This window comes from Campylobacter concisus, from assembly GCF_003048985.1.
GTDB lineage: Bacteria > Campylobacterota > Campylobacteria > Campylobacterales > Campylobacteraceae > Campylobacter_A > Campylobacter_A concisus_AY.
This window is the reverse complement of sequence record NZ_PIRS01000006.1, coordinates 32,298-58,396: the sequence shown is the minus strand read 5'-3', so window position 1 is coordinate 58,396 and position 26,099 is coordinate 32,298. Positions and strand designations below refer to the sequence as shown.

Sequence of the window (26,099 nt, the reverse complement as noted above, 5' to 3'; positions counted from 1 at the left end):
GTGCCAAAAATGGCACTTTTGGATAGATAGCTATTTATTTGATTTTGTTCTGTTACAATTTTTACACAACATTTGACAATTATCAGGCTGTGTTTTTCCGCCCTCGCTCCAAGGTATTATGTGGTCGGCTTCCATTTGTTCTATCTCAAAATACTTTTTACATATCGCACAAATTCCATTTTGCTTTTCATAGACTTCACGCTTTTGATTATTGTCAAATGCCCTTATATTTAGATGCTTCTCATTGCCGCTCAATAAATAAGGATAAATTCCTCCCTTGCTTCCTACATCACTATCTTTCATTAGCTCACTTATGATTGTTTCTAACTCATCTTTGTCTAAATTGCTATTTTTAAACTCATTATAGTAGGCTCCCCAAGGCAATCCTTTCATTTCCTTACGGTATCTAGGGAATTTCATTTCTACCCAGTCTATTACGCCACTAAAATATCCCCATAAATCATCAGCGTTTTTACTATCTTTTGCATTTTTTGCCATATATTCGCATATATCTTTATCATCGCCTACTTTATCGTAGCTTTTAGCAGTTATCCACTTTATAGCAGTTTCTAAGTATTCTTGTCTTATAGGTGCACCAGTTAAGTATTTTGAACCCTTTTGATACGCTAAGCAGTTATTTTTTGAAAATTTCACTTTTGCATCGCTCAGCCACGCACTTGTATATACAGCATTTCTTAACTCTTGGTCTTTTAGCTGCTCACCTGCTATATTTATGACCTTAAACCAGTCTAATTTTTCGCTATCGCTACCCTCACATATATAGACCATTAGTTTGTAGTTTAGGATTTTTTCTTGTATGTCTTTTGTAAGATTATCAAATAGTTTTGGCTGACCATTTATTTCTATACTAAAACTTCCTTTTACATATTCGCAAATTGAGATAGTCCTTTGTTGCCCATCTAGCACTTCAAATTCTGCTTCATTGCTAGACATTGTTTGTCTAGCCCAGTAAATGGTATTAAGCGGAAAGCCTTTTATAACAGTGTCAATGACCGCATTTCGCTTTTTATCATCGTAGACATACTCTCTTTGATATTTTGGACGGATATTTAGTATGCCGCCATATCCGCTAACTTGACTACTCTCATCATCACGAAAATAATCCTTTACTAAATCAACTACCTTTATAGGCTGCAAATCTATTTTCATTTTTTTCCTTTTTGTGGGTTTTTATTTTTTATTAAAATTCGTGCGTAAATACTAGAATATAATTCGCCTGTTTCACAATCTTTAAATGCAGGTGTTTTGTCTGTTTTGGGATTAAATTTTCTATAAAGTGTTCCTTTGGCATTAAATGTAAATTTGCCTGTCGGTAAGCCATTTTTATCTAAAATTTCCATTTTTTTATTGCAAGTAAAATCGACCGAGCCGACAATTCCAAGAGCCACAATCTCAAATTGCTCAGGGTTGTATTTATCTAAAAATGTTATCGGCACACCCATAACACCGTCATAATCAAGCGGAATTTCTATCGTTTTATCCACATTGATAGCATTGTAGTTGTCGTATTTTGGGTAATGATTAGGGTCTTTGTGATAACTTGCTATTGTTTCAAATTTTTCATGGCGTTTTTTATAATCTAAATTTGTAAACCAACGAACACCTTTAACTCTTATAAATTTATTTCCCTTTTCATCAATACCACAACCTGCTGCACTTAATGGATAATCATTAGGAACATTAAATTTTCTATCACCACTATGAATACTTGCGCCAATCCAAAGGCGATTTTGTTTTATTAAACTAAAAATCTCTTTATAAGTTATTGCATTAACATTGCCGATAATTAAAAAATCTTTTTTATATTCAATAAGTTGTGCAACATACTCACGAAAGAGCGAAAAAGGGGGATTAGTTACTACGATGTCAGATTGTTTTAGTAGTTCTATGCACTCTGCAGTGCGAAAGTCGCCAGGCTTATGCGAGAGAGAGAGAGAGAGAGAGAGAAGTGTCGCTAGTTTGTGTCTTATCGCCTTTTAGCACCGATAAGACATTTTCATCACTATCTTTTAAAGCTTTTTCAATAATAAACCTAGCATCGTCTAAATCAATACTTCCGTTGTTATCAAAATCTTTCATCTCATTGATTATTATTTTATGTGCTTTGTCTTTGCCTGTTTTTGTTTGAGATATAGGGCTATCATAATAGCAAGTGCAAATTAGCTTTTTAAGCCCTAGTCGGTTGAAATTTAAGACAAAATATCTAAAAAAATTGCTCTCATAGGGGTCATCGCAGTTACAAAAGACAACTTTATCTTTAAAGTGTGTTTCGTAGTGTCTTAGTTCGTTTTCTATATCTCCAAGTTGAGTATAGAACTCATCTTTTTTCGCATTTTTTGCCTGATGTAAGTTTTTATTTTTTGCCATTTATATCCTTTCTAAAATGTTTTTGGTTTATTACACCACAAGTAGTGGCACACTTGGTCTATCTCCTAGTTTATCAACCTTACTAATACAATCAGTATTTAATATATGATTAAATAGTATCTGCTCTTTATCCATTCTACTTTCTTTTGCAAAATTTACAAAGTTGTGATAAACAAGATAATTATTAATATATTTTTTAGATACATCTTTGAAATTATACACTAGGATTGATTTAAGACAGCTATGATAGTTATCAACTACTTGAATATTAAAACTTCTATTAGAATATTTATTGTGTGGTATTCTAATATGATTTAAGCTCATCTCATTTGAGAGCTTAGGTAGCTTCTAAGGCTATCAGTTACAAATACGCTTTCACGCTCAACTTTGCCACCTATTACGCTATTAAGTGCCTTTACATTTGGCTTACCAAGATTTGCTACTTTGGCTACTGATTTGCCGTTTAGATTAACAACGCAAGGCATACAAACTAATTCTTTTTATAATCCACGCTTCGTATTTGCCGTGCCACGATGTTTTGCCGAGCGTTGAAAATTAAAATCCTTGCGACAACATTTACACGAGATAGGCACAAATGTTTCGTCAGCTTCTACTATGCCCTCAGTTTTACGCTATTTTACATTTCTTTCAGAGTATCAAGGATTTTGTGTTGCTAGTTAAAAGCTCTGCTTAAATTTTATAAAGCTGAGTCTTGAGATCTTTGATGATAAATAGCAGTTTTTCTAAAATTTCTATCTTATTTGGGTTGTCAGAGCCTTTTAAAATTTGCTGTTCGTTCTCGTAAAATGCGATCTGGATATTCAAAATAGCCTTTTGTAAAGTGGTTGCATCGATGATCTCATGGATCTTTTCGTCCATTAAAATTTCTCTAACCATCTGCTCATCGCTCACGTCGTATCTATAAAGGATGGCGTTTAGATACTCAGGATGCTTTATAAAGTATCTAGCCCCAAGCTTTGAGAGTATCTCATCTCTGTAGTTTGGGTTATTTAGCATGGTTTTAAAAAGTGCAAACTCAAGCGGGTCTTTGTTCATCACAGCTGGCACCTCATCTACCATGACAGAGTTGCTAAATTCATCTTTATCTTTTTTTCTAAACTCTTTTTTAAATTTATATTCATTTTTTGGCTTCTGCTTTAGCCCAAATCTATCTGCCACGCTTTGTGGAGTTAGGTTAAATCTTGCCGCTACCTCTGTTACATACGAACTTGCTATCTCCTCTCCAAGCTCATCCATATAGGCTTTTATCTCGCTTAGGCAGTTATCTCTTTGCATTGAGCGGGTTATATCATACTTTTGCATGATCTTTTCTATATAAAATTTCACCGCGTCCTCGCCTGAGCCAAAGAGCTCATTAAGCTCCTTTATCTTGCCTGCAAAGACCATATCAGCAGGATCTGCGCCGTTACTTATGATGACTACTTTTGTATCTATCTTATTTATGCTTAGCAGGTGAGCCGACTTTATGGCTGCATTTATGCCAGCGCCATCGCCATCAAAGCAAAGTACTACGCTTATCTCGCCCCTTTTTAAAAGTGGCAAGTGACTTGTTGTAAGTGCTGTCCCAAGCACGGCAACAGCATTTGTAAAACCAGCGTAGTGAAGCATAATGACGTCAAGGTAGCCTTCAGTGATTATTATCTGTTTTTTCTCAAAGATACTTTGCTTAGCCAGGTGGTAGCCATAGAGTAGCTTTGACTTGTCAAAGAGCACACTTTGTGGCGAATTTACATATTTTGCAGGGTGGTCTGAGATCGTTCTACCACCAAAGCCAACTAGCCTTGTGGTGTGCGAGTAGATAGGAAAGGTTATGCGCTCTATGAAACTAGCATAAATTCCCTTCTCATTTTGCTTTACGATGCCAACTTCAATCGCCTCTTTAGGCTCTATGTTTTCATTTTGCAAAAGCCTAATGGTGCTTTTACTATCCCCAGCCCAGCCAAGCTCAAATTTCTCGATCATCGCGTCATTTATGCCGCGCGACTTGATATATCTAATGGCCGCTTCATTTTTGTAAAACTCACTCCTATAAAAGGCATTTACCTTTTCTAAAATGTGCTTATTTTCTTTTTGCGTTGGCACCTTGTCGTTTGTATATTCAAGGCTGAAATTTGAAATTTGAGCGATCTTTTCTATCGCCTCTGGGTAGGTTAGCTTTTCATAATCCATCACAAATTTAACCGCATCTCCGCCAGCTTTGCAGGCAAAGCAGTGATACATCTGCTTGTTTTGATTTATGCTCATGCTTGGGTTTTTGTCGTCATGAAACGGACAGACACACTTGTAGCTTGAGCCCATCTTTTTGACAGGGATATACTGCTCGATGATATTAACAATGTCTATTTGGTTTTTTAATTTTTCAATGGATTTTGGATCTATCATAAGCAAAATTATACAACTGCTTTGTTATAATTAAAGTAAAATTTTATTACAAAGTGTTAGCGTGGATATTTTTTTCATTGGGCACAGAGATCCGATATTTAGCCTTATTATTCTATTTAGTATCATCTTGATGATCGCCGCTTTAAGCTATGCTTGGGGTATATTTTCTAGCAAAGATGAGAAAAAACGCATCGAGAAATTTATAAAGAAATTTGACAGCAAAGATGGCATAAGCGACGAGCACAAACAGATGCTAAAAAGCCCAGAAGTAGACATACCAAGCCTTAGCATGCTAGGTCAGACCTTCGCTAAAAACGGTGACTTTGAAAAATCGATCGGCGTCTATCTCATCGCGCTTGAAAAGGTAAAAGATAAAAACGAGAAAGAATTTATCCTAAACGAGCTTGGAGAGGTCTATTTTAAGGCTGGATTTTTAAAAAAAGCTAGCGAAATCTTTGAAAAAGCGCTCGAGCTAAGCCCTAGAAACGTCCTCGCACTGCGCTTTTTAACGATGATAGACGAGAAGCTTAAAAACTACAAAGAAGCCCTTTATGCGCTAAATTCGCTTGAAGAGCTTGGGACAAATGTAAAAGATCAAAAGGCCTATATAAAGGCGATCAGCACGCTTGATGATAGAAATTTAAGCTTTAGCGAAAAGGTAGAAATCCTCTCGCACCTTAGTCAAAATTTTGAGCTTTTAAAGCGCATGATCTTAGCACTTTTCATAAGACACAATGAAAATTTAGAAAATTTAAAAGATTTTGCCAAATTTGAAGATGTGCTAGACCTGCTTTATAACCTAAAAACGCCTATAAATTTAGGCGATGCAAAATACAAATCCCTCTTTTACGCAAAGGGCGATATAGAAGGTCCATGTGAAATTTATGGCTTTGAGCTAAATGTCATAAAGAGGCTAAAAGACGCTAAATTTGACGCAGCTGGGCTAAGCTTTAACTACGTTTGCAAAAACTGCAAAAACTCATTTCCTATGCACTTTTACCGCTGTCCAGTCTGCCACGAGCTAGGAAGTGTGAAAATTTTATCCCACATCACAGAAAAAGCAAGTGAAGATAGTAACACTTTTTAGTGACGGCTCGTGCCTTGGAAACCCTGGAGCTGGCGGCTGGGCTTATATATTGAAATTTAACGAAGCGCAGAAAAAAGCAAGTGGCGGCGAGGCATATACGACAAATAACCAAATGGAGCTAAAAGCTGCGATAATGGGGCTAAAAGCGCTAAAAGAGCCCTGCGAGGTAAGGCTAATAACCGATAGCTCATACGTGGTAAATAGCATAAATGAGTGGCTTGCAAACTGGCAAAAGAGAAATTTTAAAAATGTAAAAAATGTCGAGCTTTGGCAGGAGTATATAGAAATTTCAAAGCCACATAAAGTCGTGGCTAGCTGGGTTAAAGGACACGCTGGACACCCTGAAAATGAGGAGTGTGACCAGATGGCAAGGGACGAGGCATTAAAAATAAAAGATGAGAATAAGATATGAAAAATTTAGAAGAATTTGAACGTAATCTTGGCTATAAATTTAAAAAATCTGAGCTTTTAGAAGAGGCGCTAACACATAAAAGCACCAAGCAGGCGTTAAATAACGAGAGGCTCGAGTTTTTGGGCGATGCGGTGATGGATCTGCTCGTGGCTGAGTATCTTTTTAAGAAATTTAGCAAGATCGCAGAGGGCGACATGAGCAAGCTAAGAGCCGCGCTTGTCAATGAAAAAAGCTTTGCAAATATGTCTAGACGGCTAAAAATGGGCGAGTTTTTAAGACTTAGCCAAGCTGAAGAGAACAACGGCGGCCGCGAGAAAGATAGCATTTTAAGTGACGCATTTGAAGCGGTGATGGGTGCTATCTACCTAGAGGCTGGACTTGATAAAGTGCGAGAAATTTCGATCACACTGCTTGAGCTTTGTTATCCGCAGATCGACTTTGCGCATCTTGAAAAGGACTACAAAACAGCCCTTCAAGAGGTCACTCAAGCGACCCTTGGCGTCATACCAACATACGAGCTCATAGGCTCTTTTGGCCCTGATCATAAGAAAGAATTTGAGATAGCCTTGCTACTCAATGGCAAGGAAATTTCACGTGCCGTTGGAAGCTCGAAAAAGCAAGCCCAACAGCTCGCAGCAAAAATAGCACTAGAAAAAATCAAAAAATAGGATAAATTTTGAACACATTTGGCAAAAAACTAACCTTAACTAGCTTTGGTGAGAGCCATGGGGTGGCGATCGGTGGCGTGATAGATGGACTACCTGCTGGGCTAAAGATCGATGCAGACTTCATCCAAAGCGAGCTTGATAAACGTCGCCCCGGACAAAGTAGCTTCACAACGGCAAGAGATGAGGCTGATAAGATAGAAATTTTTAGCGGCGTTTTTGATGGCATGAGCACTGGGGCGCCGATAGGTTTTGCCATTTTTAACAACAACCAAAAGTCAAATGACTATGAAAATTTACGTGAGATTTTCCGCCCTGGGCATGCTGATCTTACATATTTTAAAAAATATGGCATCAGAGACCATAGAGGTGGCGGTCGTGCAAGTGCGAGAGAGACTGCAGTTAGGGTTGCTGGTGGGGCATTTGCGCAGCTACTTTTAAATGAATTTAAGATAGAAGTTTTAAGCGGCGTGCTTGGCATTGGCAAGGCTATTAGCGACAAAATTGATTTTGCTTTTGCACAAAATTCGCAAATTTACGCTCTTGGCAACGAAGAGGCGATGAAAGAGGCGGTAAATAAAGCTAGAAGTGAGCACGATAGCGTGGGAGCTGTGGTTTTAAGCGTGGCTAGAGGCGTGCCAGCTGGTCTTGGCGAGCCACTTTATGATAGGCTTGATAGCGCTTTGGCAGCTGCTTTAATGGGCATAAACGGAGTAAAAGCCGTAGAGATCGGCGCTGGCGTAAATGTGAGCTCTATGCTTGGCTCAGCAAACAACGACGAGATGGACGAGCTTGGCTTTTTAAGCAACAACGCTGGTGGCATACTTGGTGGCATAAGCAGTGGTGCTGAGATCATATTAAAGAGCCATTTTAAGCCAACACCTTCGATATTTAAAGAGCAAAAGACGCTAAATTTAAAGGGCGAGGCGGTGGATTTTGAGCTAAGAGGCAGGCATGATCCTTGCATAGGCATACGTGGCAGCGTCGTAGCAACTGCGATGATAAGGCTGGTGCTTGCTGATATGCTACTGCTAAATGCAAGCACAAAGCTTGAAAATTTAAAGAAAATTTACGGCTAAATTTTACTTACCCCCAAATGAGGGCTAAATTTCTATAAAATCTACAAAGATTGCAAAATTTTTGGTTTAGAAAAAAACGGCGACCAGCTTGATCTTGCCTTTAAATTTTTCTAAATTTGCTAATACCCCGTGTCTGCACTTGCTTTGAGTGGTGCCAGATGTACCTTTGTCACGAGTTAGGACATTGACGCAGCCGTGTTTGCAAAGGCTCTTCTCGCCTAGCACTTCAGGATAATATCACGCACCCTCGCAGATGGTGATGACGTGCTCTGGGATGATGTCGGCGACTAGCGCGCCAACTAAAATTTCGACCCTGTCGTTAAATACTCTCGCCACATCGCCAGTTGCGATGTCTTTTTCTTAGCTTCATTTAAATTTATAAGCATCGGCTCTTTTGCGCTCAGCTTGGCGTAGTTTCTGATCACGGAGTTATTTAGCTGTGAGTGGAGGCGGTATCTTTGGTGCGTGGTCTTTGCACTCAAATTTAGCCTTTTTTCTAAAAGATTTTTATTAAAATTTTAAGCCATTTCAAACAAAATTTACAAACTAACTTTTACCAAATTTCATCTATAATCCTCTCATGAAAAATGAAAATCCAAAGAGCAAAATTTACGCCGTTATCGACCTAAAGTCCTTTTACGCCTCGGTTGAGTGCGTGGAGCGCGGGCTTGATCCATTTAAGGCCGATCTAGTCGTGGCTGATGCTAGTCGTGGCAGTGGCGGCATCTGCTTAGCTGTTAGCCCTGCGCTTCGTGCAAAGGGAGTGAAAAACCGCTGCAGACTCTTTGAGATACCAAGAGATATCAAATTTATCGTCGCGCCGCCTGGGATGCAGTTTTACATCGACTACGCCGCAAGGATCTATGAAATTTATCTAAAATATGTCTCCAAAGAGGACATCTACGTCTATTCGATCGATGAGTGCTTCATAGACCTCACTTCTTACTTGAAATTTTACGCTCTTGGCGCAAAAGAGATGGCAAAGATGATGATGGATGAGATCTTAAAAACGACTGGCGTGACGGCGACTTGTGGCATGGGGACAAATTTATACCTCGCAAAGATCGCGCTTGATATACTAGCAAAGCACCAAGATGACGGCATCGCCTATCTTGACGAAGAGCTTTACAAAAAGCAGCTCTGGACGCATCAGCCGCTAAGTGACTTTTGGCGTATCGGTAAGCAAACTAGGCTAAAGCTCGAAAAATGCGGCATCTTTTGCATGAAAGATATCGCAAATGCGCCAAAAAGCCTGCTTGAAAAAATTTTTGGCGTCGATGCCTACATCACGATAGATCACGCTAACGGCATAGAGCCAACGACGATAGCTGAGATAAAGGCCTATAAACCAAGCACGAAGTCCTACTTTAGCTCGGAAATTTTACCTAGAGACTACGAGCGCTGCGAGGCGGTGATCGTGCTAAAAGAGATGGCTGACAGGCTCGCGCTTAGGATGATAAACAAAGATGTAAGGGCGAGTGGGCTAACGATAAATGTGAGATTTGCCGATAAGCTCGAGCCTCAGCAACGTGCAAGTGTGCGGTTCAAAACGCCAACAAATGTCTCAAGCGTGCTGATGAGCGCGGCTGAGGAGCTACTTTTAAACAAGATAAAAAATGCTGGGCTAATCAGGCAAATAGGCATATCTGCAAACGATGTGGTAAAAGAAAATTTGGCAGAATTTAGCCTATTTGAAGATGACGCCAAAGAAAAAGCGGTGCTAAAGTCGCTAAATTTGATAAAAGAGAAATTTGGTAAAAACTCGATCCTGCGCGCGATCGACCTGCTGCCAGAGGCGACTGGGCAAGATAGAAACAAAAAGATCGGAGGGCACAAGAGCGGTGAGTAAAGATAGGGCGAAAATTTTTAGCTCGTTTAATCCTCTTTCTACATTAGAGCGAGCCTTGTGCCAAAAAGAGCGAGAAAGATGCGAAAAGCTAGAGCTTGACGAGAGCAAGATCGATGAAATTTTAAAAAAGATAAGCGAGATAAAGATAGCTGACGAGGTGCGTGTGAGCTACCACGACGGCTTTACTTACGTAAAAACTAGCGGTCTAGTCTCAGACATAAATTTCAAAGATAAAACCCTCATGATCGTAAAAACCAGGATCAAATTTGAGGATATAAATAGGATAGAGATCGTTAAAAAAATTTGTAGTATAAAAACTAAATAAGCGTTTTTACCTTCTCCCAAAGCTCGATGTCACCGTCTATCTTCGTAAAAATGGTAGAAATTTCTATATTTTTTACATTTAAATTTTCTTTGTATTTTTTTAAATCTCTTAGTTTTAGTTTTTCTTGCAAGAAGCTAAATTCATACTCGATTTGACCTCTAGTAACGGCAATCTTGGATAAATTTTCTGCGTCAAATTTTCCAACTTTTGCAACATCAAATTTATATCCACGAGCGCAAGCCTCTTTATAAACTTCCAAAAGATAGGCATTTATGGCATCTGTAGAGTTTTGGTGAGTGTAAAATCTAATTAATTGTGGGTGGTTTTTATAGCCTTTTGTCAGCCCCTCTAAAACATTTTTAGCCAGCAAAGCCTCTCTCCACAGGGCCACAAGACCCTTAGCGTCAAGATATTTAAAATTTATCGTCCAAAGTCTCATTTTTACCTTATTTATATAATTAAAAATATTAGTTACCCTTTGCTATCTATGGTTTTTGTTTTACTAAGTCAAAAAGTCAACTAAAAAGTTCTGATAATAATAGTTTGTGATTTTATGCATAAAGGCTTTAAAATAACGTTAAAACCGTGGCTCAATGCTTGTAAAAGTTGATAAAAGTTTATGCTGTTTATAAATAGTGGCTACCAAATTTAAAAATTTAATCCCTCCAAAGCCACCACTTTAGCTTGGACTTGTCTGGATGTGGAGTATTTGCGTAGTAGCAGACCATGCGGTAAACATAGAGGATACACCTATCACTGCCGCGTCCGAGCGCCTTTGTGCGTTCAAACATCTCCTCAGGGTCCGCGCCCTTTAAAGAAGCAATGTCAGTGTAGCCAAGTGCCAGTAGATCCGCCTCGGTTGCCTCGCCGACATAGGGGATTTTCTTAAAATCGCTCAAAATTTACCTCAAATTTCTTTTAAATTCCGCCAAGCTCGCCACAATGAAATTTTAAATTTTATTCGTGCGCTACAAAGCTTGCTAAATTTCATCTTGCTATTGCTTTCAGTCGTCGTCCAAACCATGATCACGCGATGATTTAATTAAAATTTCTTACGCGAAAAGCCATGCTTAAAAATGATTTTAGATCAAATTTTATGCAAGTTAGGGCGCTAAATTTGCTCCAAAATGCGTTCGCAAATTTCTCTTGGGTTTGCGTTTTCGTAGATCGGTCTGCCAACGACGATAAAGTCGCTGCCCTCTTGCTTTGCGCTAACTAAATTTGCAACCCTCTTTTGATCGCCCGCACTCTCGCCAAAAGGCCTAACTCCAGGGCAAAGAGTGATGAAATTTTGATCTGTTACATCTTTTATGAGCCTACTTTCAAAGACCGAGCAGACCATGCCGTCAAGCCCCGCTTCAAAGCTCATCTGGCTAAATTTCCTAACCGAGCGAGAAATAGTATCGTTATAAACCGCTTCAAATTCGCTCTCGCTAAAGCTAGTAAGTGCTGATACAGCAAGCACTAAAGGGCGATTTTGCAGCGCATTAAGACGCTCCATAACACTTTTCATCGCACGTACGCCAGCGCTTGCATGCAAATTTATCATATCCACGCCTATCTTTGAGACGACCTCAGCGGCGTCTGCCATGGTGTTTGGGATATCATAGAGCTTTAGATCAAGGAAGATTTTAAACTCCCCTGCTCCTTTTAGCTCCTCTATAAATTTAGCTCCGTCTCTAAGATAGCTTCTAAGCCCCACTTTTAGCCAAAGATCAAGCCCTTTTAGCTCGCGCACTAGGGCTAAATTTTCATCCTTGCTCGCCATATCAAGAGCGACGCAAAGCCTCATAGATCGCCCTTTATCTTATCTAGCACGCCGTTTATAAATTTTGGCGCCTGATCGCTTCCAAGCTCCTTTGCAAGCTCGATCGCCTCGTTTATTATGACAGCTTTATCAGTTTGGCTAAATTTCATCTCATAAAGCCCAAGTCTAAGGATAGCAAGCTCTGTTGCGCCAACCTTGCTAAAGTCGCCATCTTTTAGGTGTGGCTTTAAAATTTCATCTAGCTTTTCTTTGTTTGCTAGCACCTCTTTAAAGGTCTGCTGCGCCTCATTTTTGCGCTCATTTCTTATCTTTTTCTCTTCTAAAAATTCCTCTTCAAACTCCGCAGTTACGGGATTTATCTCGTTTGAGTAAAGTAGCGAAACGATGGCTTGTCTCACTTGATGACGTGTGGCCATTTTACTCTCCTAGCTTTTTGTATAAATTTAGCATCTCAATAACGCCTGTCATCGCTTCAAAGCCCTTGTTTCCAGCTTTGCTGCCAGCTCGCTCGATCGCCTGCTCGATGTTATCTACTGTTAGAACGCCAAAAGTGACTGGTTTTGCGTATTTTAGCGTCACGTTTGCGATGCCTTTGGTGGTCTCAGCGCTTACGTAGTCAAAGTGCGGGGTTGCGCCTCTTATCACCGCTCCCACGCAGCAAACTGCGTCAAATTTACCGCTTGCAAGCACCTTTTCAAGCGCCATAGGTATCTCAAATGCGCCAGGGACTAGCACTAAAGTTAAATTTTTCTCGTCGCCGCCGTGGCGTAAAAATGCATCTTTTGCGCCCTCTACCAAGCGATCTGTGATGATGTGGTTAAACCTTGCGTTTATGATCGCTATCTTTTCGTTGCCTTTTAGGGCTAAATTTCCTTCGATTATTTTCATCTTTTCTCCTTAGTTTTTTGCCTAGTTTATCAAAATCTTATTTAAACTAAAGCTAATATCTAATCTCAAAAGAAACGCTAAAATTTCTACCAGGAGCAGTATATCGCTCAAGTCCAGTACCATCAAATTTAACATAACTTTGGTTGCCGTTATATCTAAGCTGTCTTAAATTTTCCCAAGTAGAATACTCTTTATTAAAAATATTAAACACCCCTGCATTGATGCTGAAATTTTTACTGATCTTATAACCCATAGTTAAGTCAAAAACAAAATAGCTTTTACTTAGAAATTTATGTGCTTCTGGCTTTGTTGTGCCAGTTACTTTACCTGTATCTCTATCAACAGTTATTTGAGAAAAATTTGGCGGTATTTTTGAAACCGCATCTTTTGCTTTTTTGGCTGCTACAAATTTACTAGTTAGTAAGAGATCAAATTTTTTATCACTATACCCAAGTCCAGCTACTGCAGTAAATGGCTGAATAGCCATAAGTGAAGTCCCATCATTTTTTTTGCCACGTGCATAGGTCGCTTTTAAGCTTGCGTATAAATTTTCATTTAAATTTAGCACATCACCATTTACACGCGAATTTAGTTCCAAACCTTTGACGGTTGCCCTACCGACATTTACATGCTTAAAGTCGAGACTTTTTTTGATGTATTTTTTTACAAAATCAAATGTCGCAAAGTCAAGTTCTTCTATCTCATCAATACCAACCTCATAATCACTATCAATAAAATCTCTATATTTAGAATAAAAAGCACTAAGAGCAAGCGCATAACTCTGACCTGATGACAATAAACTTATCTCATGATTAAAGGCTTTTTCTGGTTTTAGCTCTAAATTTCTAACATATCTTGTACTATCCCTTGGTGTATCAAAATACATCTCCTCCACTCTTGGCGCACGAAAACCAGTACTAAATGCGTAGCTAACACTCACATTGTTATTTATATCATACTGGGCTCCTGCATTGTAGGTAACAGCTTTAAATTTACTTTTTTGTAGCTCTGGTGTAGTGACCATTTTATATCCTGCGCCAGAGGCAACAGATGCTTGCTCTGGTTTATATACATATCTATCAAGCCTAACTCTATAGTTTAGGTTTAAGGCCTCATTTAAGCTCATATCATCTCCCAGAAAAACATATTCAAGAGAGCTTTTTACTGGCTGAGCAAAGGTTACGTCCGTTGCTTTAACAGGCTTGAAAGGATTTGCTGGATCTACAATAAAACCGCTACCGCCCCATTTTGTATTAAAACTTTGTCTAAGTTGTAAATTTCTATTTTTAAAGGTAGAGATGTGTCTGCCAAGACCAAAACTCAATATGTGAGAAAATTTACCTGCATTAATGTCGCCACTCATGCCGCTTATATCGAACTGTTTTTTGTCTTGAAAAAATTCATAGCTATCTTTTTGATCAAAACTCGAGTTGTATTGCATGTCGTTTGGATAGTTTGCATGATATCTTGTGAAATTTGACCTCTGCTGCACTCTTTGTTTATAAAAGCTTACCTTTAAATTACTTAGTAAAGCATCATGGTCTGGTACAAACTCGTAGTAAATTCCATATCTTTTGTAGGGGATGCTATCTCTTATTTGCTTTCTATTAAGTGTTGCGGTGCTATTACTCTTCTCTTCCGTAAAATAGTTTTGCCTAAAGTCTTCATAAGAAGTGTTTATAAAATGCGAATCAAACCTATAGCCAAATTTCATCAAATTTGAGTGCGTGCGAAATCTCACATCATCGGGCAAAATTCTACCAAAGGAGCAAAGCTCTGGGTATTTATCTGCCAAATACGAATCCTCTATACTAGTCCCCATTCCACAAAATGGCACATCATTTAGCTTACCGCTGTAAAAATTCTTTGTCTGTTTGCCACGCTTATACGTATGCTGAAATAGTGCTTCGATACCGCCTACTTTTACACCTGCACCTGCAACTTGCCTAAATTCACTATTTTTTGATGCGTATGCGCTTTTGCTATAAAAGCCAACATTTTGCCCATCCCTTACAAAATCATCAACATTTTTTGTCTGCATGCTAACGCTACCACCGATCGCACCGCTACCTTTGTTTAATGAATTTGCACCTTTTACAAACTCTACGTTGCTTATGTTTTCAAGCTCGGTGCTGTTTCGATTGCCATTTAATATCCCTAAAATATTGTAAGAACGAGGCATAAAGCTCTCAACAGCTTCCATTCCGTCTATCTTTAAAGAAACTCTATCACTATCTACACCTCGTATCGCATACCCATTATTTCCACTTCTACCGCCTTCTGTGACAGTTACACCTGTTTCGTTTCGCACAAGATCTCGCTCGGAGAAAATTTGACCTTTTTTTAGCTCGCTTTTACTAAGCTCTGTCTTTTTTGCTGAGATACCACTAGCACTTACTACAACACCTTCTAGTAGCACATCTTGTGATGAAAAGACAAAGCTGGACGCCACACCAGAGATAAACAAAATTCTACAAATTTGCACAATGTCTCCTTAAATTTGAAAAATAACTTGAAAGTGTAGTGTTATTTATATAAATTTATTTTGAATTTAAAAATCAATATTTTGTAAAAAATAATATTTATAATGACTAGTATCTTAGAAAATGAGTTTAAATATTATTATTAGAGTATATAAGTGTATAAATTTGAAATTATCTGTTTTTAAAAATATATTTAAATTTAACTCATTATAACTATTTCCAAATTTGCTTCCTAAACTATCTTTAGCATGATGACGCTAAAGATGATGAGCGCTAAAAACAAGGCTTTTTTAAAATTTATCTTCTCACCTTCAAAAACTACGCCCACCACTACTGCTCCGATCGCTCCGATGCCTGTCCAGATCGCATACGCCACCGACATAGCGATAGTTTGCATCGCATAGCTAAGTAGCGTTAGAGAAAGGGCGAAATTTCCAAGCAAAAGGATGAAATTTGCCCACTTTTTTACGCCTGTGCTTTTTGAAAATTTCGTGATAAAAAAGACGCCTGAGACCTCGCAACATCCAGCTAGTAAAAGCGCTAAAAAGTGGATCATTCTTTTATGCCTTTTAGCCCAAGCACGCCTAAAATGAGCGTCGCTATGAAAAATAGCCTAATGAAATTTGGCATGATTCCACTTGCTGCGTAGTCGCTAACGATCTCGGCTATGACGATAAAAACCGTCCCAAAGCCCACAAATACAGCATAAGAGATGCTTATGGGCAGATATTTTAAAGCCTTCATAAACGAGACAAAACTTATGCTAACAAGCAGCGTCGTAAGCAAAAATTCACTTAAATTTGACGCGTGCTTTAGCCCATACGCCCAGCCACACTCGGCCACCGCACCCAAAAATATCCACAAAAAGCCTCTATTTGACAAACTACCTAAAACCCTTTCACTATCTCTAAAATTTTTTTCACCATTGCTTTTATCGCATCGTTTTCTAAACTATCATCTGTATTTTGTCCAGCTATCGTTTTTAGATTGCCAAAAAAACCTGGGTCATACATCAACTCATCTGTATGGTAGCTTCTTAAAACCTAGCCATTTTTTAAAACTTCTATGCTAAGTATAAGAAAGATACCGCCTACTCTATCAGTTTTAATAAATGTCGCTTCGCCTACAAATGCTCTGTGGTGAATTATCTTTATCTTTAGCTCATCACTTGAATTTTGGTCAAGCAAATTTGCTTTAGTAAGCCCCTCTAAAATTTGCTCATTGTATTTTTGTTCAACCGCTTCTTTGCTCTGATAGCTAAATTTCTTTGGTTCGTGGCGCTGCACATGAGTGTAGCTAATGCTCTCAAATTTATACTTACCAGCAAGTGGCACCTTTGGCTGAGATGAGCCACAACCTACTAAAAACAACACTCCTAAAAGTAGCGCTAAAATCCTTTTCATCTCTCTCCTTAGTTTAAAAATTTAAAATTTCCTCTATCTTTAGCGTGTCATTTACGACCTTTTCAAGCTCGTCTAAATTTAGCATATTTGGTCCGTCACATAGCGCTTCGCAAGGGTTTATGTGCGTCTCATAGAAAAATCCATCCACCCCAACGCTAGCTGCTGCTCTTGCAAGATATGGCACAAACCTAGCGTCACCGCCGCTTTTTTCGCCAAGTGCGCTTGGCATCTGCACGCTGTGGGTCGCGTCAAAGATGACTGGCGCAAATTCTCTCATCATCACTAAATTTCTCATATCAACGACTAAATTTCCATATCCAAAGGTGCTTCCACGCTCGGTTAGCCAGACGCCATTTGCCTTTGCGACCTCGTATCCATCGCCACTCACACCTCTTGTCTCAAGCACCTTTTTAACAGAGTGCTTCATAGCTGAAGCTGCTAAGAACTGCCCTTTTTTGATATTTACGACCGCTTTTGTCTTTGCAGCTGCCACGAGCAAATCAGTTTGACGGCACAAAAATGCAGGGATCTGCAGCACATCAGCCACTTCGCCAACTGGCTGAGCTTGATAGCTCTCGTGGATATCGGTTAAAATTTTAAAGCCAAATTCTTTTTTCACCTCAGCTAAAATTTCACAACCCTTCTCTAACCCAGGGCCACGAAACGAGCTAATGCTCGTGCGATTTGCCTTGTCAAAGCTCGACTTAAAGTAAAAATCAAGCTTTGGATTTTCATTAAATTTAACTAGCCTTTTTGCCACTTCAAAAACAAGTTCCTTGCTCTCTATCACGCAAGGTCCAGCGATTAAGATCATTTTTTCTCCTTTATTTTTCTTTAACAACTAAAATTCCACTCACCACTACTAGCAAGATGCCTAAAAGCGCCAAGTGATTTGGCAACGCATCGCCCATAAAATAGCCAATTATAAGCGTAAAAATGACGTCTGCATAGCTAACAGCAGCGATCACGCCAGCTTTTTTGCCAACCGCAAATGCCTTTGTCATAAACACCTGAAAATAGTAGCCACTAAGCCCCATTAGCAAGATAAAAACGACATTGTGCCAGTTTGGCATGGTAAATTTAGAAAATAAAAAATCAAGCGGCTCGTATGTAAAAAACTCCGCAAGTCCCATGCAAATAAGCGGCAAAAACGAGCCCCAAAGCATAAAGCTTAGCACGATCACGTTTGTGCCGTAGCTCTTGTTTAGCTCCTTGACACTCGTGTAGGCAATAGCCGCTCCAAGGCCGCTCCAAATGCCGATGATATCGGTTTTATTGATACCTAAATTTGGCTGGATAACAAGCAAAATTCCACCAAATCCTAAAAAAACCGCAAACCAGCCAAGCGAGCTTAGCCGCTCCTTAAACACGATAGCTGCGAGAATGGCTGTAAATATCGGGTTTGTCTTTTGAAATGTAAAGGCTGTGGCTAAATTTACGTGCGCGACGTTGTAAAAAAAGGCAAAAAGCGCCACCGTGCCCACAAAACCGCGAAACATCAGCAAGAAAAAGTGCCCGCCAGTTTGTTTAAATGGAAATTTATAGATGGCGTAGATGACGATGAAAAGTCCGATCAAATTTCTAAAAAAAACAACTTCGATAGAAGGCATATCTTTGCTCAGATACTTTGCAAATGCGCCAGTCACGGCAAACATAAAGCAAGCAAAGAGCATATAAAAAATGCCAAGATGTGAAATATAAAACCTTTTTAACATTGCAAAACCTCTAAATTTAAAGCACTCATTTTAATAAAAAATGGCTTAAATTTTGGTTGATTTTTTCTTTTATTTCGGCGCTTTTAAGCGTAATTTTATACTTTATATAAGAGAAAAATTTGTATAATCAGCCATCATAAAAAGGACAAAATTTGCAAAAAGTAATATTAGTAGGCAAGCCAAATGTCGGCAAAAGCTCACTTTTTAACCGCTTAGCAAGAAGACGCATCGCCATAACAAGCGACGTTAGCGGCACTACAAGAGATACAAATAAAGCTAAGATCGAAGTTGAGGGCAAAGAGTGTATATTAATCGACAGCGGCGGGCTTGATGATAGCAGCGAGCTTTTTAAAAACGTAAAAGCAAAGACCTTGGCAGAGGCTAAAAACTCAGACGTTATCCTATACATGGTCGATGGCAAAATGATGCCAGATGACGAAGATAGAGCCATTTTTTACGAGCTTAGCAAGCTAAATTTACCAATCGCTCTAGTCATCAACAAAATCGACAGCAAAAAAGACGAGCAAAGAGAGTGGGAATTTGTAAGTTTTGGCGCAAAAAACTCATTTGGAATTTCAGTAAGCCATAACACTGGCGTTGATGAGCTTAGCATCTGGCTGGCAAAACACTTAGAAGATAAAGTGCAGATAAAGGCCGATACGAGCGATGATTTTGATGATTTTTTAGAAAACTATAACGACGAGGGCGAGTTAAGCGACGAGATAGACTATGAGAGTAAAAACATAAGAGTTGGCATCATAGGCCGCGTAAATGTCGGCAAAAGCTCACTTCTAAACGCCCTTGTAAAAGAGAGCCGTGCCGTTGTTAGCGACGTGGCAGGCACTACGATCGACCCAGTCAATGAAATTTACGAGCATGATGGAAGGGTTTTTGAGTTTGTAGATACCGCTGGTATCAGAAAGCGCGGCAAGATCGAGGGTATCGAAAGATACGCGCTAAATAGAACTGAGAAAATTTTAGAAGAGACGGACGTGGCGCTACTTGTGCTTGATAGCTCTGAGCCACTAACCGAGCTTGATGAGCGTATCGCTGGTGTCGCCTCAAAATTTGAGCTTGGCGTCATCATCGTGCTAAACAAATGGGACAAAAGCAGCGAAGAATTTGACGAGCTTTGCAAAGAGATAAAAGATAGGTTTAAATTTCTCTCATATGCACCCATCATCAGCGTCTCAGCACTTGGCGGCAAAAGAGTGCATAAAATTTACCCACTCATAGTTGAAATTTACAAAAACTACACCCAAAAAATCCAAACTTCAAAGCTAAATGAAGTGATCGGCGAAGCGACCAAGGCGCATCCACTGCCACGAGATAAAGGCAGAGTCGTGAAAATCTACTACGCAGTGCAGTTTAAAACCGCACCTATCATGATAGCGCTCATAATGAACCGCCCAAAATGCCTGCACTTTAGCTACAAACGCTATCTTACAAACAAGCTTAGAGAGAGCTTTAGTCTAGCTGGCGTGCCTATCGTGCTGATCCCTAAAAAACGTGGAGAGAGTGATGAAGACAAAGAACAATAATATCGTTTTGATAGGGTTTATGGGCGTTGGCAAGGGCACCACTGCAAGGGCGCTAAGCAAGGCGCTAAAGACGATAAACCTTGACTGCGACGACTTGCTAGAGAGCTCACAAAATATGAAGATAAAGGCCATCTTTGATGAATTTGGCGAAGAATATTTTAGGCAGCTTGAAAAAGACCTTGCCAAATTTCTAGCCACAAATGTCAAAAATGCGATCATCTCAACAGGTGGAGGCTTTGCGAAAGTTAAAAATTTAAACAAAATAGGCACCGTGATCTATCTAAAAGCAAGCTTTGATGCGATCATGCAGAGGCTAAAAAATAGCAAAAATAGCGAGAAAAAACTCGCCAAACGCCCACTTTTAAGCGACCTAAAAAAGGCTGAGGCGCTGCATCTGGAGCGAGAGAAGCTATATGAGAAAAAGGCTGATTATATCGTTGAAGTGGAGGGCAAAACTCCAAAGCAGATCGTAAAAGAGATAAGGATACTTTTAAAAGTTTAGTTGCAAAGTGGTGCAAGCTGCTTGCAACGATAAATTTCAAGATCAAGCTAGATGGCTGTCTGGCGTGGTGTTGGAATTTGTGATGTTTGAGCGAAATTTTGAGATAAATTTTTGCTTCACTTGTTCGCAACGCTAAAGCGACGAGAGTTGTGTAGAAATTTTAAGCCGAGGCTAGACACATAATGCCAAGCTAAATTTTAAGATCAAGTTAGATACATAAAGTCTAACGTGATGCTAAAATTTAAAAGCTTTGGCGAAGAGTTTTTTGTTTAGGCGAGGCGAAATTTTGTTTTTAAGTGAGGGCTAGCAAGCTAAATTTTAAGATTAGACTAGATAAAAATATCTACCCTGATGTTAAAAATTTAAAAAGCATTTTGGCGAAGTATCGTGAGAGGATTTTGATAGTTGTGTAGAAATTTTAAGCCGAGGCTAGACACATAGTCTGCCGAAAGCTTAAAATTTCAAATCTCTATCAAAAGCGCTCGCGAGAAAAAAGCCAAAATTTGAAAGGATAAGATGAGAGTATTAACTGGCCTCCAACCCTCCGGCAAACTACACCTTGGCAACTATTTTGCCTCGATAAAGCAGATGGTTGATATGCAAGAAAAAAATGAGATGTTTATGTTTATAGCAAACTACCATGCGATGACCAGCCTTAACGACGGCAAAGCGCTAAAGCAAAACACATTTGACGCTGCGTGTGCTTTTTTGGCGCTTGGGATTGATCCAAACAAGAGCATTTTCTGGGTGCAAAGTGACGTTAAAGACGTGCTTGAGCTTTACTGGGTGCTAAGCCAGCACACGCCTATGGGGCTACTTGAGCGCGCACACAGCTACAAAGACAAGGTCGCAAAAGGCCTTAGCTCGCACCACGGGCTCTTTAGCTATCCGGTTTTGATGGCGGCTGATATCTTGCTTTATAACGCGCAAGTCGTGCCTGTGGGCAAAGACCAGATCCAGCACGTAGAGATCGCGCGTGATATTGCGATCAAATTTAACAACGAACATGGCGAGATTTTCACTCTGCCTGAAGCAAAGATCGATGAAAACGTCGCTACCGTGCCTGGCACAAACGGCGAAAAAATGAGCAAAAGCTACGGCAACACGATCGATATCTTCGCGGACGCCAAGACGCTTAAAAAGCAAATTTCAAGTATCGTGACTGATGGCACGCCGCTTGAAGAGCCAAAGCAGTGGCAAAACTGCAACGTCTATAACATCGCAAAGCTTTTTTTAGACGAGAACGGACAGCGCGACTTGCAGGCTAGATATGAGCGTGGAGGAGAAGGTCACGGACACTTTAAAGCCTATCTAAATGAGCTTGTTTGGGACTATTTCAAAGAGGCAAGAGAGAAATTTGAGCACTATCAAAATAATCCTGACGAGGTGGCTAAAATTTTAGATCTAGGCGCTAAAAAAGCTCAAAATGTAGCTCACGAAACGATAAAAAAAGTGCGTGAAGCAGTTGGAATTTACAGATAAGGAAAAATATGCAAAATTTATACCCATACGCACAGATAATTCACCTTTTTTGTGCGATCATTTTTGTTGGTTATCTATTTTTTGATGTGATCATATTAAGAGCGGCGAGCAAAAAGCTACCACCAGAGCTTGCGCAAAAGGCAAAGCAAGCCATCGGCTCAGTAGCTGTTAAGATCATGCCTATTTGCGTGCTACTTTTAGTTTTAACTGGTGGTATGATGATGAGTAACTGGGTCGGCAGCAAGGCTGGAGGCTACTTTGAGACAAATTTACAGATCGCTTTTATGATCAAATTTTGCTTAGCGATGGTGATCGTGGCTGCGGTGATAGTAAATTTAAGCTGCAAATTTATATTTAAGCGCCCTAGCCCACTTGGCAACATCCACCCTATCGCACTTACGCTTGCGGTGGCGATCGTATTGCTTGCAAAAGTTATGTTTATGGTTTAAGGATAGGATAAGGAGAAGATAATGATAAATTTAAAACTACTTGAGACAAACTACGATGAATTCGTAAAAAAACTAGAGGGTAAAAACGTTAAAGCTAGCTTGCTAGACGAGCTTTTACACACTTTTAACGAGCTAAAGCAAAAGCGCAAAGCGCTTGAAAATTTCCAAGCGATCCAAAACGCAAAGAGCAAGGAGCTTGGCGTAAAAGCAAGAGCTGGCGAAGATGTGAGCGAGCTTAAAAGTGAGCTAAATTTAAACAAAGCTGCCCTTGCTGACGCTGATGAGATCGTTAAACAATACGAAGAAAAGCTTGAGCAAATTTCATTTAGCGTGCCAAATATCACCGACGATGACGTGCCATTTGGCAAGGACGAGGACGATAATGTCTGCATAAAAACGGTGCTTGAGCCAACTAAATTTGACTTTACGCCAAAGGAGCACTGGGAGCTAGGTGAGAGCCTTGGCTGGCTTGACTTTGAAAGGGGTGCAAAGCTCTCAGGATCGCGCTTTACCGTGCTTCGTGGCATGGGAGCAAGGCTTAGTAGAGCGCTTGTTAATTACATGATCGACTTTAACAGCGCGCGAGGCTTTGAGCTTGTAAATGTCCCTTATCTAGTAAGCTCAAACACACTTTTTGGCACAGGTCAGCTGCCTAAATTTGAAGAGGATCTTTACAAAGTGCGCGACGAGGATCTCTACCTCATCCCAACTAGCGAAGTGCCTGTGACAAATTTATACAATGACACCATCATTGAAGCCGAGCAGCTACCTATAAAAATGACATGCTACTCAGCATGCTTCCGCCAAGAGGCAGGCTCAGCAGGACGTGACACAAGGGGCATGATCCGCCAGCACCAGTTTGAAAAGGTCGAGCTTGTAAGCATCACAAAGCCTGATCAAAGCGAGGGCGTGCTTGCTGAGATGATATCTTGCGCGAGCGACTTGCTAACTAGCCTTGGTTTGCCTCACCGCCACATGCTTCTTTGCAGCGGCGATCTAGGCTTTAGCGCGGCAAAGACAGTAGATCTTGAGGTTTGGCTACCAGGTCAAGGCAAATACCGCGAGATAAGCTCTATCTCTAATACTCGTGATTTTCAAGCAAGAAGAGCGAAAATTCGCTTTAAAGATGGCAAGAAAAATATGCTTGTAAATACCCTAAATGGCTCAAGCTTGGCAGTTGGCAGGACGCTAATAGCGATAATGGAGAACTACCAAAAGGCTGATGGCACTATCGAAATTCCAGAAGTTCTTAAAAGGTATATGTAGTGGCTGATGACGAGGTTGTAGTTCTAAAACCACCTGGCGAGCAAGCAGAGCAAGCGCCTGAAGAGGCAAAAGCCGAGGTACCTGAAGAGATCGTCTCGCTTGAGAGCATCGCAAATGATGGCGTGCTGCAAGATGAGAGCATCCCAGAGCCAATACCTGTAAAAAAGAGCAAGAAAAAGCTCTTTATCATCATCGGCGCAGCTGCTTTGGTGCTTGTCATCTTGATAGTTGTTTTGCTAATCGTCTTGCTAAAAAAGGATAAAAAAGAGGAGATAGACACTACAGCTATCGTAAAAAATATAGAAAACAACTACCAAACGCAAAATTTTGGCGCTTCAAAGATCGATGAGATGATAAATAAGGCTAACCAGCTTTACGAGCGTGGCAATAAATTTGAAGCATTAAAAATTTATGAAAATATAGCTGTTTATAACCAGTCGCTTTCAAACTACAACCTCGGCGTTTCGCAGATGAAACAAGAAAAATGCGACGAAGCTATCATCTCGTTTAACAAAGCGATAACCGACCGCGAAAACACCGCAGTTAGCGCCATAAACGCCGCTGTTTGCTCGCTTGAGCTAAATAACACCAAAAATTTCAACTACTACATAGGGCTTGCGGACTCCTTTTTGCAATATGAAAACAGCTCGCCACTTTACAGCTACTACTATGCGCTGGTTAATTATTACAAAGGCAATTATTATGAGGCACTGCAAGCGCTCTCGCATCCTAGCACAGATGATTATAAGGGCGAGTATGCCTACTTGAGCGCTAAAATTTTATCGCTTCTTGGAGATGACGAGAGAGCCATAGCCAAGCTTGAGGGACAAAAGGCATTTAAGGCTGACTTTACGCTAGCGCAGCTCTACGCAAGACTTGGCAAATACGACAAGGCAAGGGACTATCTAACAAAGGCTTCTAAAAATACGCCAAATATCGATCTTATCAAGATGACTGAGGCGTTAATCGATCTAAAAACGGCTGATTATGGCGATGCGGCAGCATTTATCAAAGATGTTTACGACTACAATGCTTCTTTGCCAAGCAAAATTTACAAGATAAAAACGATACTAAAGCCAGATCTTTTTGACGTTAGCCTAGCTCAGGCGCACTTTAGCGACGATATGTTTTTTGATAGGACAAGACGCTACGAGACACTCTTTTACTTCGCACCTTACAAGGTTTTTGATGCAAAACAGAGCATCGAGCAGATAAGAAAAGGCGGAGTTAGCGTCTTTTTAGACGATACCTCAGCGGCAAATGACTACCTTAGCCAAAGTGCCGCCGCCTCAAAGGTCAATGCCAAACTTAGCGAAGCCATCGCAAAGGCACTTAACTACCGCTTAAAAGAGGCAAACAAGGACTTTGAAGAGCTTGCCAAAGCCTATCCAAACCACTCGATCTTGCAGTATAACCTAGCTCTTAGCTACGCTCAGCTTGGAAATTTTAGCCTTGCAGCAAAGCACTTTATAGCAAGCTACCATCAAGATGTAAATAACCACCTCTCGGGCATCTTTGGGGCTATCTGCATGGATATAAATAGAAATTTAAATCCAAAGTTAGTTGAAGAGATCGGAGAAAATTTAGAAAACGACAAGAGCCTAAAGCCTGTAAATTTATACGCCTCGCTTCTAAGCCTAGTTAGCGGCAACCAAAGTGCGATGATAAGGTGGCTTGAAGAGCCAAAAGAGCCTACGACGCTAAATTTAGCCTTTGATATCATCATCGCTAAAATTTCAAACAACGATGAACTAATGTCAAAAAAAGCTGATGAGCTTATGAGAATCTTGCCAAATGATATCATCGCAAATATCTTAAATTTCATCTCTAAAAACAAAGATCAAAACGTCAAAGAGTATGCAAAAGCGATACAAATTTACTTCATCGATAAAAATCTCGACTCAAATGCCTTCTATCACGGCGCTGACATCATCAAAAAGCAATACATCAAGCTGCTTCAGATCTCAGGCCTGCTAACAAGGGAGCGAGACAAGCTAAGAGCCGAGCTAAAAGAGGCTCCAAAAAATATAAATTTGATCCAAACTCTAGCCTACGTGGATATCTTTACAAATGACTTTGATGAGAGTTATAAGCTTTATAATGAGGTCATAGACGAGTTTAAGATAAATGACGCTGGCACGCTCTTTTTGGCCTCTGTGGCCGCCACTGGAGCGAACAAAATAACAAATGCGATCGCACTTTTGGAGCTTACAAAGCTAAATGATCCAAGTGCTGTTGAAAACAGAGCCGCACTTGGCTTTATGTATCAGCAAATTGACAACATAAAAGCAGCTCTTATACAATATAGCAAGATAGGAAACGTCGGATATAACAACGAATTTTATGATTTTATGATAGATAACTAGAAAATTTAAAGCTAGGTCTTTAAAAGCC

29 protein-coding genes and 1 pseudogene are annotated in these 26,099 nt (G+C 39.9%); 12 read left to right on the top strand and 18 right to left on the bottom strand.

What is annotated here, in order from left to right; translation table 11 throughout:
• Positions 1–30 precede the first annotated feature (30 nt).
• The 5 genes and pseudogenes from CVS91_RS05295 to dnaG form a co-directional block, all read right to left on the bottom strand.
• Complete coding sequence (locus CVS91_RS05295) at positions 31–1,170, bottom strand: HNH endonuclease family protein (protein WP_021092718.1); 1,140 nt, start codon at positions 1,168–1,170, stop codon at positions 31–33.
• Positions 1,167–1,886 (bottom strand): adenine-specific methyltransferase EcoRI family protein, encoded by a 720-nt coding sequence (locus CVS91_RS05290; RefSeq protein WP_223231403.1) that lies wholly within the window; start codon positions 1,884–1,886, stop codon positions 1,167–1,169. The genes CVS91_RS05295 and CVS91_RS05290 overlap by 4 nt, the downstream gene beginning before the upstream one ends.
• 52 nt (positions 1,887–1,938) lie before the next feature.
• A complete protein-coding gene (locus CVS91_RS10570) occupies positions 1,939–2,388 on the bottom strand; it encodes an adenine-specific methyltransferase EcoRI family protein (protein WP_107830805.1) in 450 nt (149 codons plus the stop codon).
• A gap of 30 nt (positions 2,389–2,418) precedes the next feature.
• A pseudogene (locus CVS91_RS05280) lies at positions 2,419–3,061 on the bottom strand (IS1595 family transposase); the annotation flags it as partial.
• A 17-nt stretch (positions 3,062–3,078) separates the two neighbouring features.
• The gene (gene dnaG / locus CVS91_RS05275; protein ID WP_199906238.1) at positions 3,079–4,791 is read right to left on the bottom strand and encodes a DNA primase; all 1,713 of its coding nucleotides are present in this window, start codon (positions 4,789–4,791) and stop codon (positions 3,079–3,081) included.
• Between the two features lie 61 nt (positions 4,792–4,852).
• On the opposite strand from dnaG, the gene CVS91_RS05270 reads away from it, so the two are divergent.
• From CVS91_RS05270 to aroC, 4 genes are read left to right on the top strand one after another with little or no spacing between them, the layout of a single operon-like run.
• A complete protein-coding gene (locus CVS91_RS05270; RefSeq protein WP_107830801.1) occupies positions 4,853–5,878 on the top strand; it encodes a tetratricopeptide repeat protein in 1,026 nt (341 codons plus the stop codon).
• A complete protein-coding gene (rnhA, locus tag CVS91_RS05265) occupies positions 5,856–6,290 on the top strand; it encodes a ribonuclease HI (RefSeq protein ID WP_107830799.1) in 435 nt (144 codons plus the stop codon). Before CVS91_RS05270 ends, rnhA begins: the two co-directional genes overlap by 23 nt.
• A complete protein-coding gene (rnc, locus tag CVS91_RS05260; protein WP_107830797.1) occupies positions 6,287–6,958 on the top strand; it encodes a ribonuclease III in 672 nt (223 codons plus the stop codon). Before rnhA ends, rnc begins: the two co-directional genes overlap by 4 nt.
• Before the next feature lie 8 nt (positions 6,959–6,966).
• Positions 6,967–8,034, top strand: a complete 1,068-nt coding sequence (gene aroC, locus CVS91_RS05255; RefSeq protein ID WP_107830795.1) for a chorismate synthase — start codon at positions 6,967–6,969, stop codon at positions 8,032–8,034.
• Between the two features lie 66 nt (positions 8,035–8,100).
• Here aroC and CVS91_RS10685 read toward each other — a convergent pair whose 3' ends face one another.
• Entirely contained in the window at positions 8,101–8,259 is a 159-nt protein-coding gene (locus CVS91_RS10685) for a hypothetical protein (RefSeq protein ID WP_234409673.1), read from the bottom strand.
• 355 nt (positions 8,260–8,614) lie between these two features.
• On the opposite strand from CVS91_RS10685, the gene CVS91_RS05245 reads away from it, so the two are divergent.
• Both CVS91_RS05245 and CVS91_RS05240 read left to right on the top strand, forming a co-directional pair.
• A complete protein-coding gene (locus tag CVS91_RS05245; protein ID WP_107830793.1) occupies positions 8,615–9,883 on the top strand; it encodes a DNA repair protein in 1,269 nt (422 codons plus the stop codon).
• Positions 9,876–10,208 (top strand): YolD-like family protein, encoded by a 333-nt coding sequence (locus CVS91_RS05240; RefSeq protein ID WP_107830791.1) that lies wholly within the window; start codon positions 9,876–9,878, stop codon positions 10,206–10,208. The genes CVS91_RS05245 and CVS91_RS05240 overlap by 8 nt, the downstream gene beginning before the upstream one ends.
• Here CVS91_RS05240 and CVS91_RS05235 read toward each other — a convergent pair.
• From CVS91_RS05235 to CVS91_RS05185, 12 genes are all read right to left on the bottom strand, one after another.
• The gene (locus tag CVS91_RS05235; protein WP_107830789.1) at positions 10,201–10,647 is read right to left on the bottom strand and encodes a pyrimidine dimer DNA glycosylase/endonuclease V; all 447 of its coding nucleotides are present in this window, start codon (positions 10,645–10,647) and stop codon (positions 10,201–10,203) included. The genes CVS91_RS05240 and CVS91_RS05235 overlap by 8 nt on opposite strands.
• Before the next feature lie 217 nt (positions 10,648–10,864).
• On the bottom strand, positions 10,865–11,107 hold the full coding sequence (locus tag CVS91_RS05230) for a helix-hairpin-helix domain-containing protein (RefSeq protein ID WP_107830787.1): 243 nt from the start codon (positions 11,105–11,107) through the stop codon (positions 10,865–10,867).
• 212 nt (positions 11,108–11,319) lie between these two features.
• Positions 11,320–12,000, bottom strand: a complete 681-nt coding sequence (pyrF, locus tag CVS91_RS05225) for an orotidine-5'-phosphate decarboxylase (protein WP_107830785.1) — start codon at positions 11,998–12,000, stop codon at positions 11,320–11,322.
• Positions 11,997–12,392 (bottom strand): transcription antitermination factor NusB, encoded by a 396-nt coding sequence (gene nusB / locus CVS91_RS05220; RefSeq protein WP_004317696.1) that lies wholly within the window; start codon positions 12,390–12,392, stop codon positions 11,997–11,999. Before nusB ends, pyrF begins: the two co-directional genes overlap by 4 nt.
• A 1-nt stretch (position 12,393) precedes the next feature.
• Positions 12,394–12,864, bottom strand: a complete 471-nt coding sequence (ribH, locus tag CVS91_RS05215; protein ID WP_021084559.1) for a 6,7-dimethyl-8-ribityllumazine synthase — start codon at positions 12,862–12,864, stop codon at positions 12,394–12,396.
• Positions 12,865–12,916: 52 nt separating this feature from the next.
• Positions 12,917–15,349: a TonB-dependent hemoglobin/transferrin/lactoferrin family receptor gene (locus CVS91_RS05210; RefSeq protein ID WP_159071397.1), complete on the bottom strand. Its 2,433-nt coding sequence runs from the start codon at positions 15,347–15,349 to the stop codon at positions 12,917–12,919.
• A 230-nt stretch (positions 15,350–15,579) separates the two neighbouring features.
• Positions 15,580–15,903: a DMT family transporter gene (locus CVS91_RS05205; RefSeq protein ID WP_004317710.1), complete on the bottom strand. Its 324-nt coding sequence runs from the start codon at positions 15,901–15,903 to the stop codon at positions 15,580–15,582.
• Entirely contained in the window at positions 15,900–16,229 is a 330-nt protein-coding gene (locus CVS91_RS05200) for a DMT family transporter (protein ID WP_107830781.1), read from the bottom strand. The genes CVS91_RS05205 and CVS91_RS05200 overlap by 4 nt, the downstream gene beginning before the upstream one ends.
• A 5-nt stretch (positions 16,230–16,234) precedes the next feature.
• Positions 16,235–16,360: a hypothetical protein gene (locus CVS91_RS10565; RefSeq protein ID WP_265094392.1), complete on the bottom strand. Its 126-nt coding sequence runs from the start codon at positions 16,358–16,360 to the stop codon at positions 16,235–16,237.
• 30 nt (positions 16,361–16,390) lie between these two features.
• Positions 16,391–16,750 (bottom strand): hypothetical protein, encoded by a 360-nt coding sequence (locus CVS91_RS05195; RefSeq protein ID WP_199906237.1) that lies wholly within the window; start codon positions 16,748–16,750, stop codon positions 16,391–16,393.
• A 13-nt stretch (positions 16,751–16,763) separates the two neighbouring features.
• The gene (kdsA, locus tag CVS91_RS05190) at positions 16,764–17,564 is read right to left on the bottom strand and encodes a 3-deoxy-8-phosphooctulonate synthase (protein WP_004317708.1); all 801 of its coding nucleotides are present in this window, start codon (positions 17,562–17,564) and stop codon (positions 16,764–16,766) included.
• Positions 17,565–17,574: 10 nt separating this feature from the next.
• Positions 17,575–18,465 (bottom strand): DMT family transporter, encoded by an 891-nt coding sequence (locus CVS91_RS05185; RefSeq protein WP_107830779.1) that lies wholly within the window; start codon positions 18,463–18,465, stop codon positions 17,575–17,577.
• Between the two features lie 152 nt (positions 18,466–18,617).
• On the opposite strand from CVS91_RS05185, the gene der reads away from it, so the two are divergent.
• The 6 genes from der (at position 18,618) to CVS91_RS05155 (ending at position 26,071) form a co-directional block, all read left to right on the top strand.
• Positions 18,618–20,006, top strand: coding sequence for a ribosome biogenesis GTPase Der (der, locus tag CVS91_RS05180; protein ID WP_107830777.1), 1,389 nt, complete (start codon positions 18,618–18,620; stop codon positions 20,004–20,006).
• Positions 19,987–20,508 (top strand): shikimate kinase, encoded by a 522-nt coding sequence (locus tag CVS91_RS05175; protein ID WP_107830775.1) that lies wholly within the window; start codon positions 19,987–19,989, stop codon positions 20,506–20,508. The genes der and CVS91_RS05175 overlap by 20 nt, the downstream gene beginning before the upstream one ends.
• 516 nt (positions 20,509–21,024) lie before the next feature.
• Positions 21,025–21,990: a tryptophan--tRNA ligase gene (gene trpS / locus CVS91_RS05170; RefSeq protein WP_107830773.1), complete on the top strand. Its 966-nt coding sequence runs from the start codon at positions 21,025–21,027 to the stop codon at positions 21,988–21,990.
• A gap of 8 nt (positions 21,991–21,998) precedes the next feature.
• Positions 21,999–22,439 (top strand): copper resistance protein CopD, encoded by a 441-nt coding sequence (locus CVS91_RS05165; RefSeq protein WP_103595550.1) that lies wholly within the window; start codon positions 21,999–22,001, stop codon positions 22,437–22,439.
• A gap of 21 nt (positions 22,440–22,460) precedes the next feature.
• Positions 22,461–23,705, top strand: a complete 1,245-nt coding sequence (gene serS, locus CVS91_RS05160) for a serine--tRNA ligase (RefSeq protein WP_004317677.1) — start codon at positions 22,461–22,463, stop codon at positions 23,703–23,705.
• Positions 23,705–26,071, top strand: a complete 2,367-nt coding sequence (locus tag CVS91_RS05155; RefSeq protein WP_107830771.1) for a tetratricopeptide repeat protein — start codon at positions 23,705–23,707, stop codon at positions 26,069–26,071. The genes serS and CVS91_RS05155 overlap by 1 nt, the downstream gene beginning before the upstream one ends.
• Positions 26,072–26,099: the final 28 nt, after the last annotated feature.

Coding starts and splice junctions, on each gene's coding strand:
- CVS91_RS05235 (WP_107830789.1), bottom strand. CDS start 10,647: ATGAGACTTTGGACGATAAATTTTAAATATCTTGACGCTAAGGGTCTT.
- pyrF (WP_107830785.1), bottom strand. CDS start 12,000: ATGAGGCTTTGCGTCGCTCTTGATATGGCGAGCAAGGATGAAAATTTA.
- trpS (WP_107830773.1), top strand. CDS start 21,025: ATGAGAGTATTAACTGGCCTCCAACCCTCCGGCAAACTACACCTTGGC.
- dnaG (WP_199906238.1), bottom strand. CDS start 4,791: ATGATAGATCCAAAATCCATTGAAAAATTAAAAAACCAAATAGACATT.
- CVS91_RS05195 (WP_199906237.1), bottom strand. CDS start 16,750: ATGAAAAGGATTTTAGCGCTACTTTTAGGAGTGTTGTTTTTAGTAGGT.
- CVS91_RS10565 (WP_265094392.1), bottom strand. CDS start 16,360: ATGTATGACCCAGGTTTTTTTGGCAATCTAAAAACGATAGCTGGACAA.
- kdsA (WP_004317708.1), bottom strand. CDS start 17,564: ATGATCTTAATCGCTGGACCTTGCGTGATAGAGAGCAAGGAACTTGTT.
- CVS91_RS05245 (WP_107830793.1), top strand. CDS start 8,615: ATGAAAAATGAAAATCCAAAGAGCAAAATTTACGCCGTTATCGACCTA.
- CVS91_RS05295 (WP_021092718.1), bottom strand. CDS start 1,170: ATGAAAATAGATTTGCAGCCTATAAAGGTAGTTGATTTAGTAAAGGAT.
- CVS91_RS05205 (WP_004317710.1), bottom strand. CDS start 15,903: ATGATCCACTTTTTAGCGCTTTTACTAGCTGGATGTTGCGAGGTCTCA.
- ribH (WP_021084559.1), bottom strand. CDS start 12,864: ATGAAAATAATCGAAGGAAATTTAGCCCTAAAAGGCAACGAAAAGATA.
- CVS91_RS05185 (WP_107830779.1), bottom strand. CDS start 18,465: ATGTTAAAAAGGTTTTATATTTCACATCTTGGCATTTTTTATATGCTC.
- CVS91_RS05175 (WP_107830775.1), top strand. CDS start 19,987: ATGAAGACAAAGAACAATAATATCGTTTTGATAGGGTTTATGGGCGTT.
- CVS91_RS10570 (WP_107830805.1), bottom strand. CDS start 2,388: ATGGCAAAAAATAAAAACTTACATCAGGCAAAAAATGCGAAAAAAGAT.
- CVS91_RS05165 (WP_103595550.1), top strand. CDS start 21,999: ATGCAAAATTTATACCCATACGCACAGATAATTCACCTTTTTTGTGCG.
- nusB (WP_004317696.1), bottom strand. CDS start 12,392: ATGGCCACACGTCATCAAGTGAGACAAGCCATCGTTTCGCTACTTTAC.
- serS (WP_004317677.1), top strand. CDS start 22,461: ATGATAAATTTAAAACTACTTGAGACAAACTACGATGAATTCGTAAAA.
- rnc (WP_107830797.1), top strand. CDS start 6,287: ATGAAAAATTTAGAAGAATTTGAACGTAATCTTGGCTATAAATTTAAA.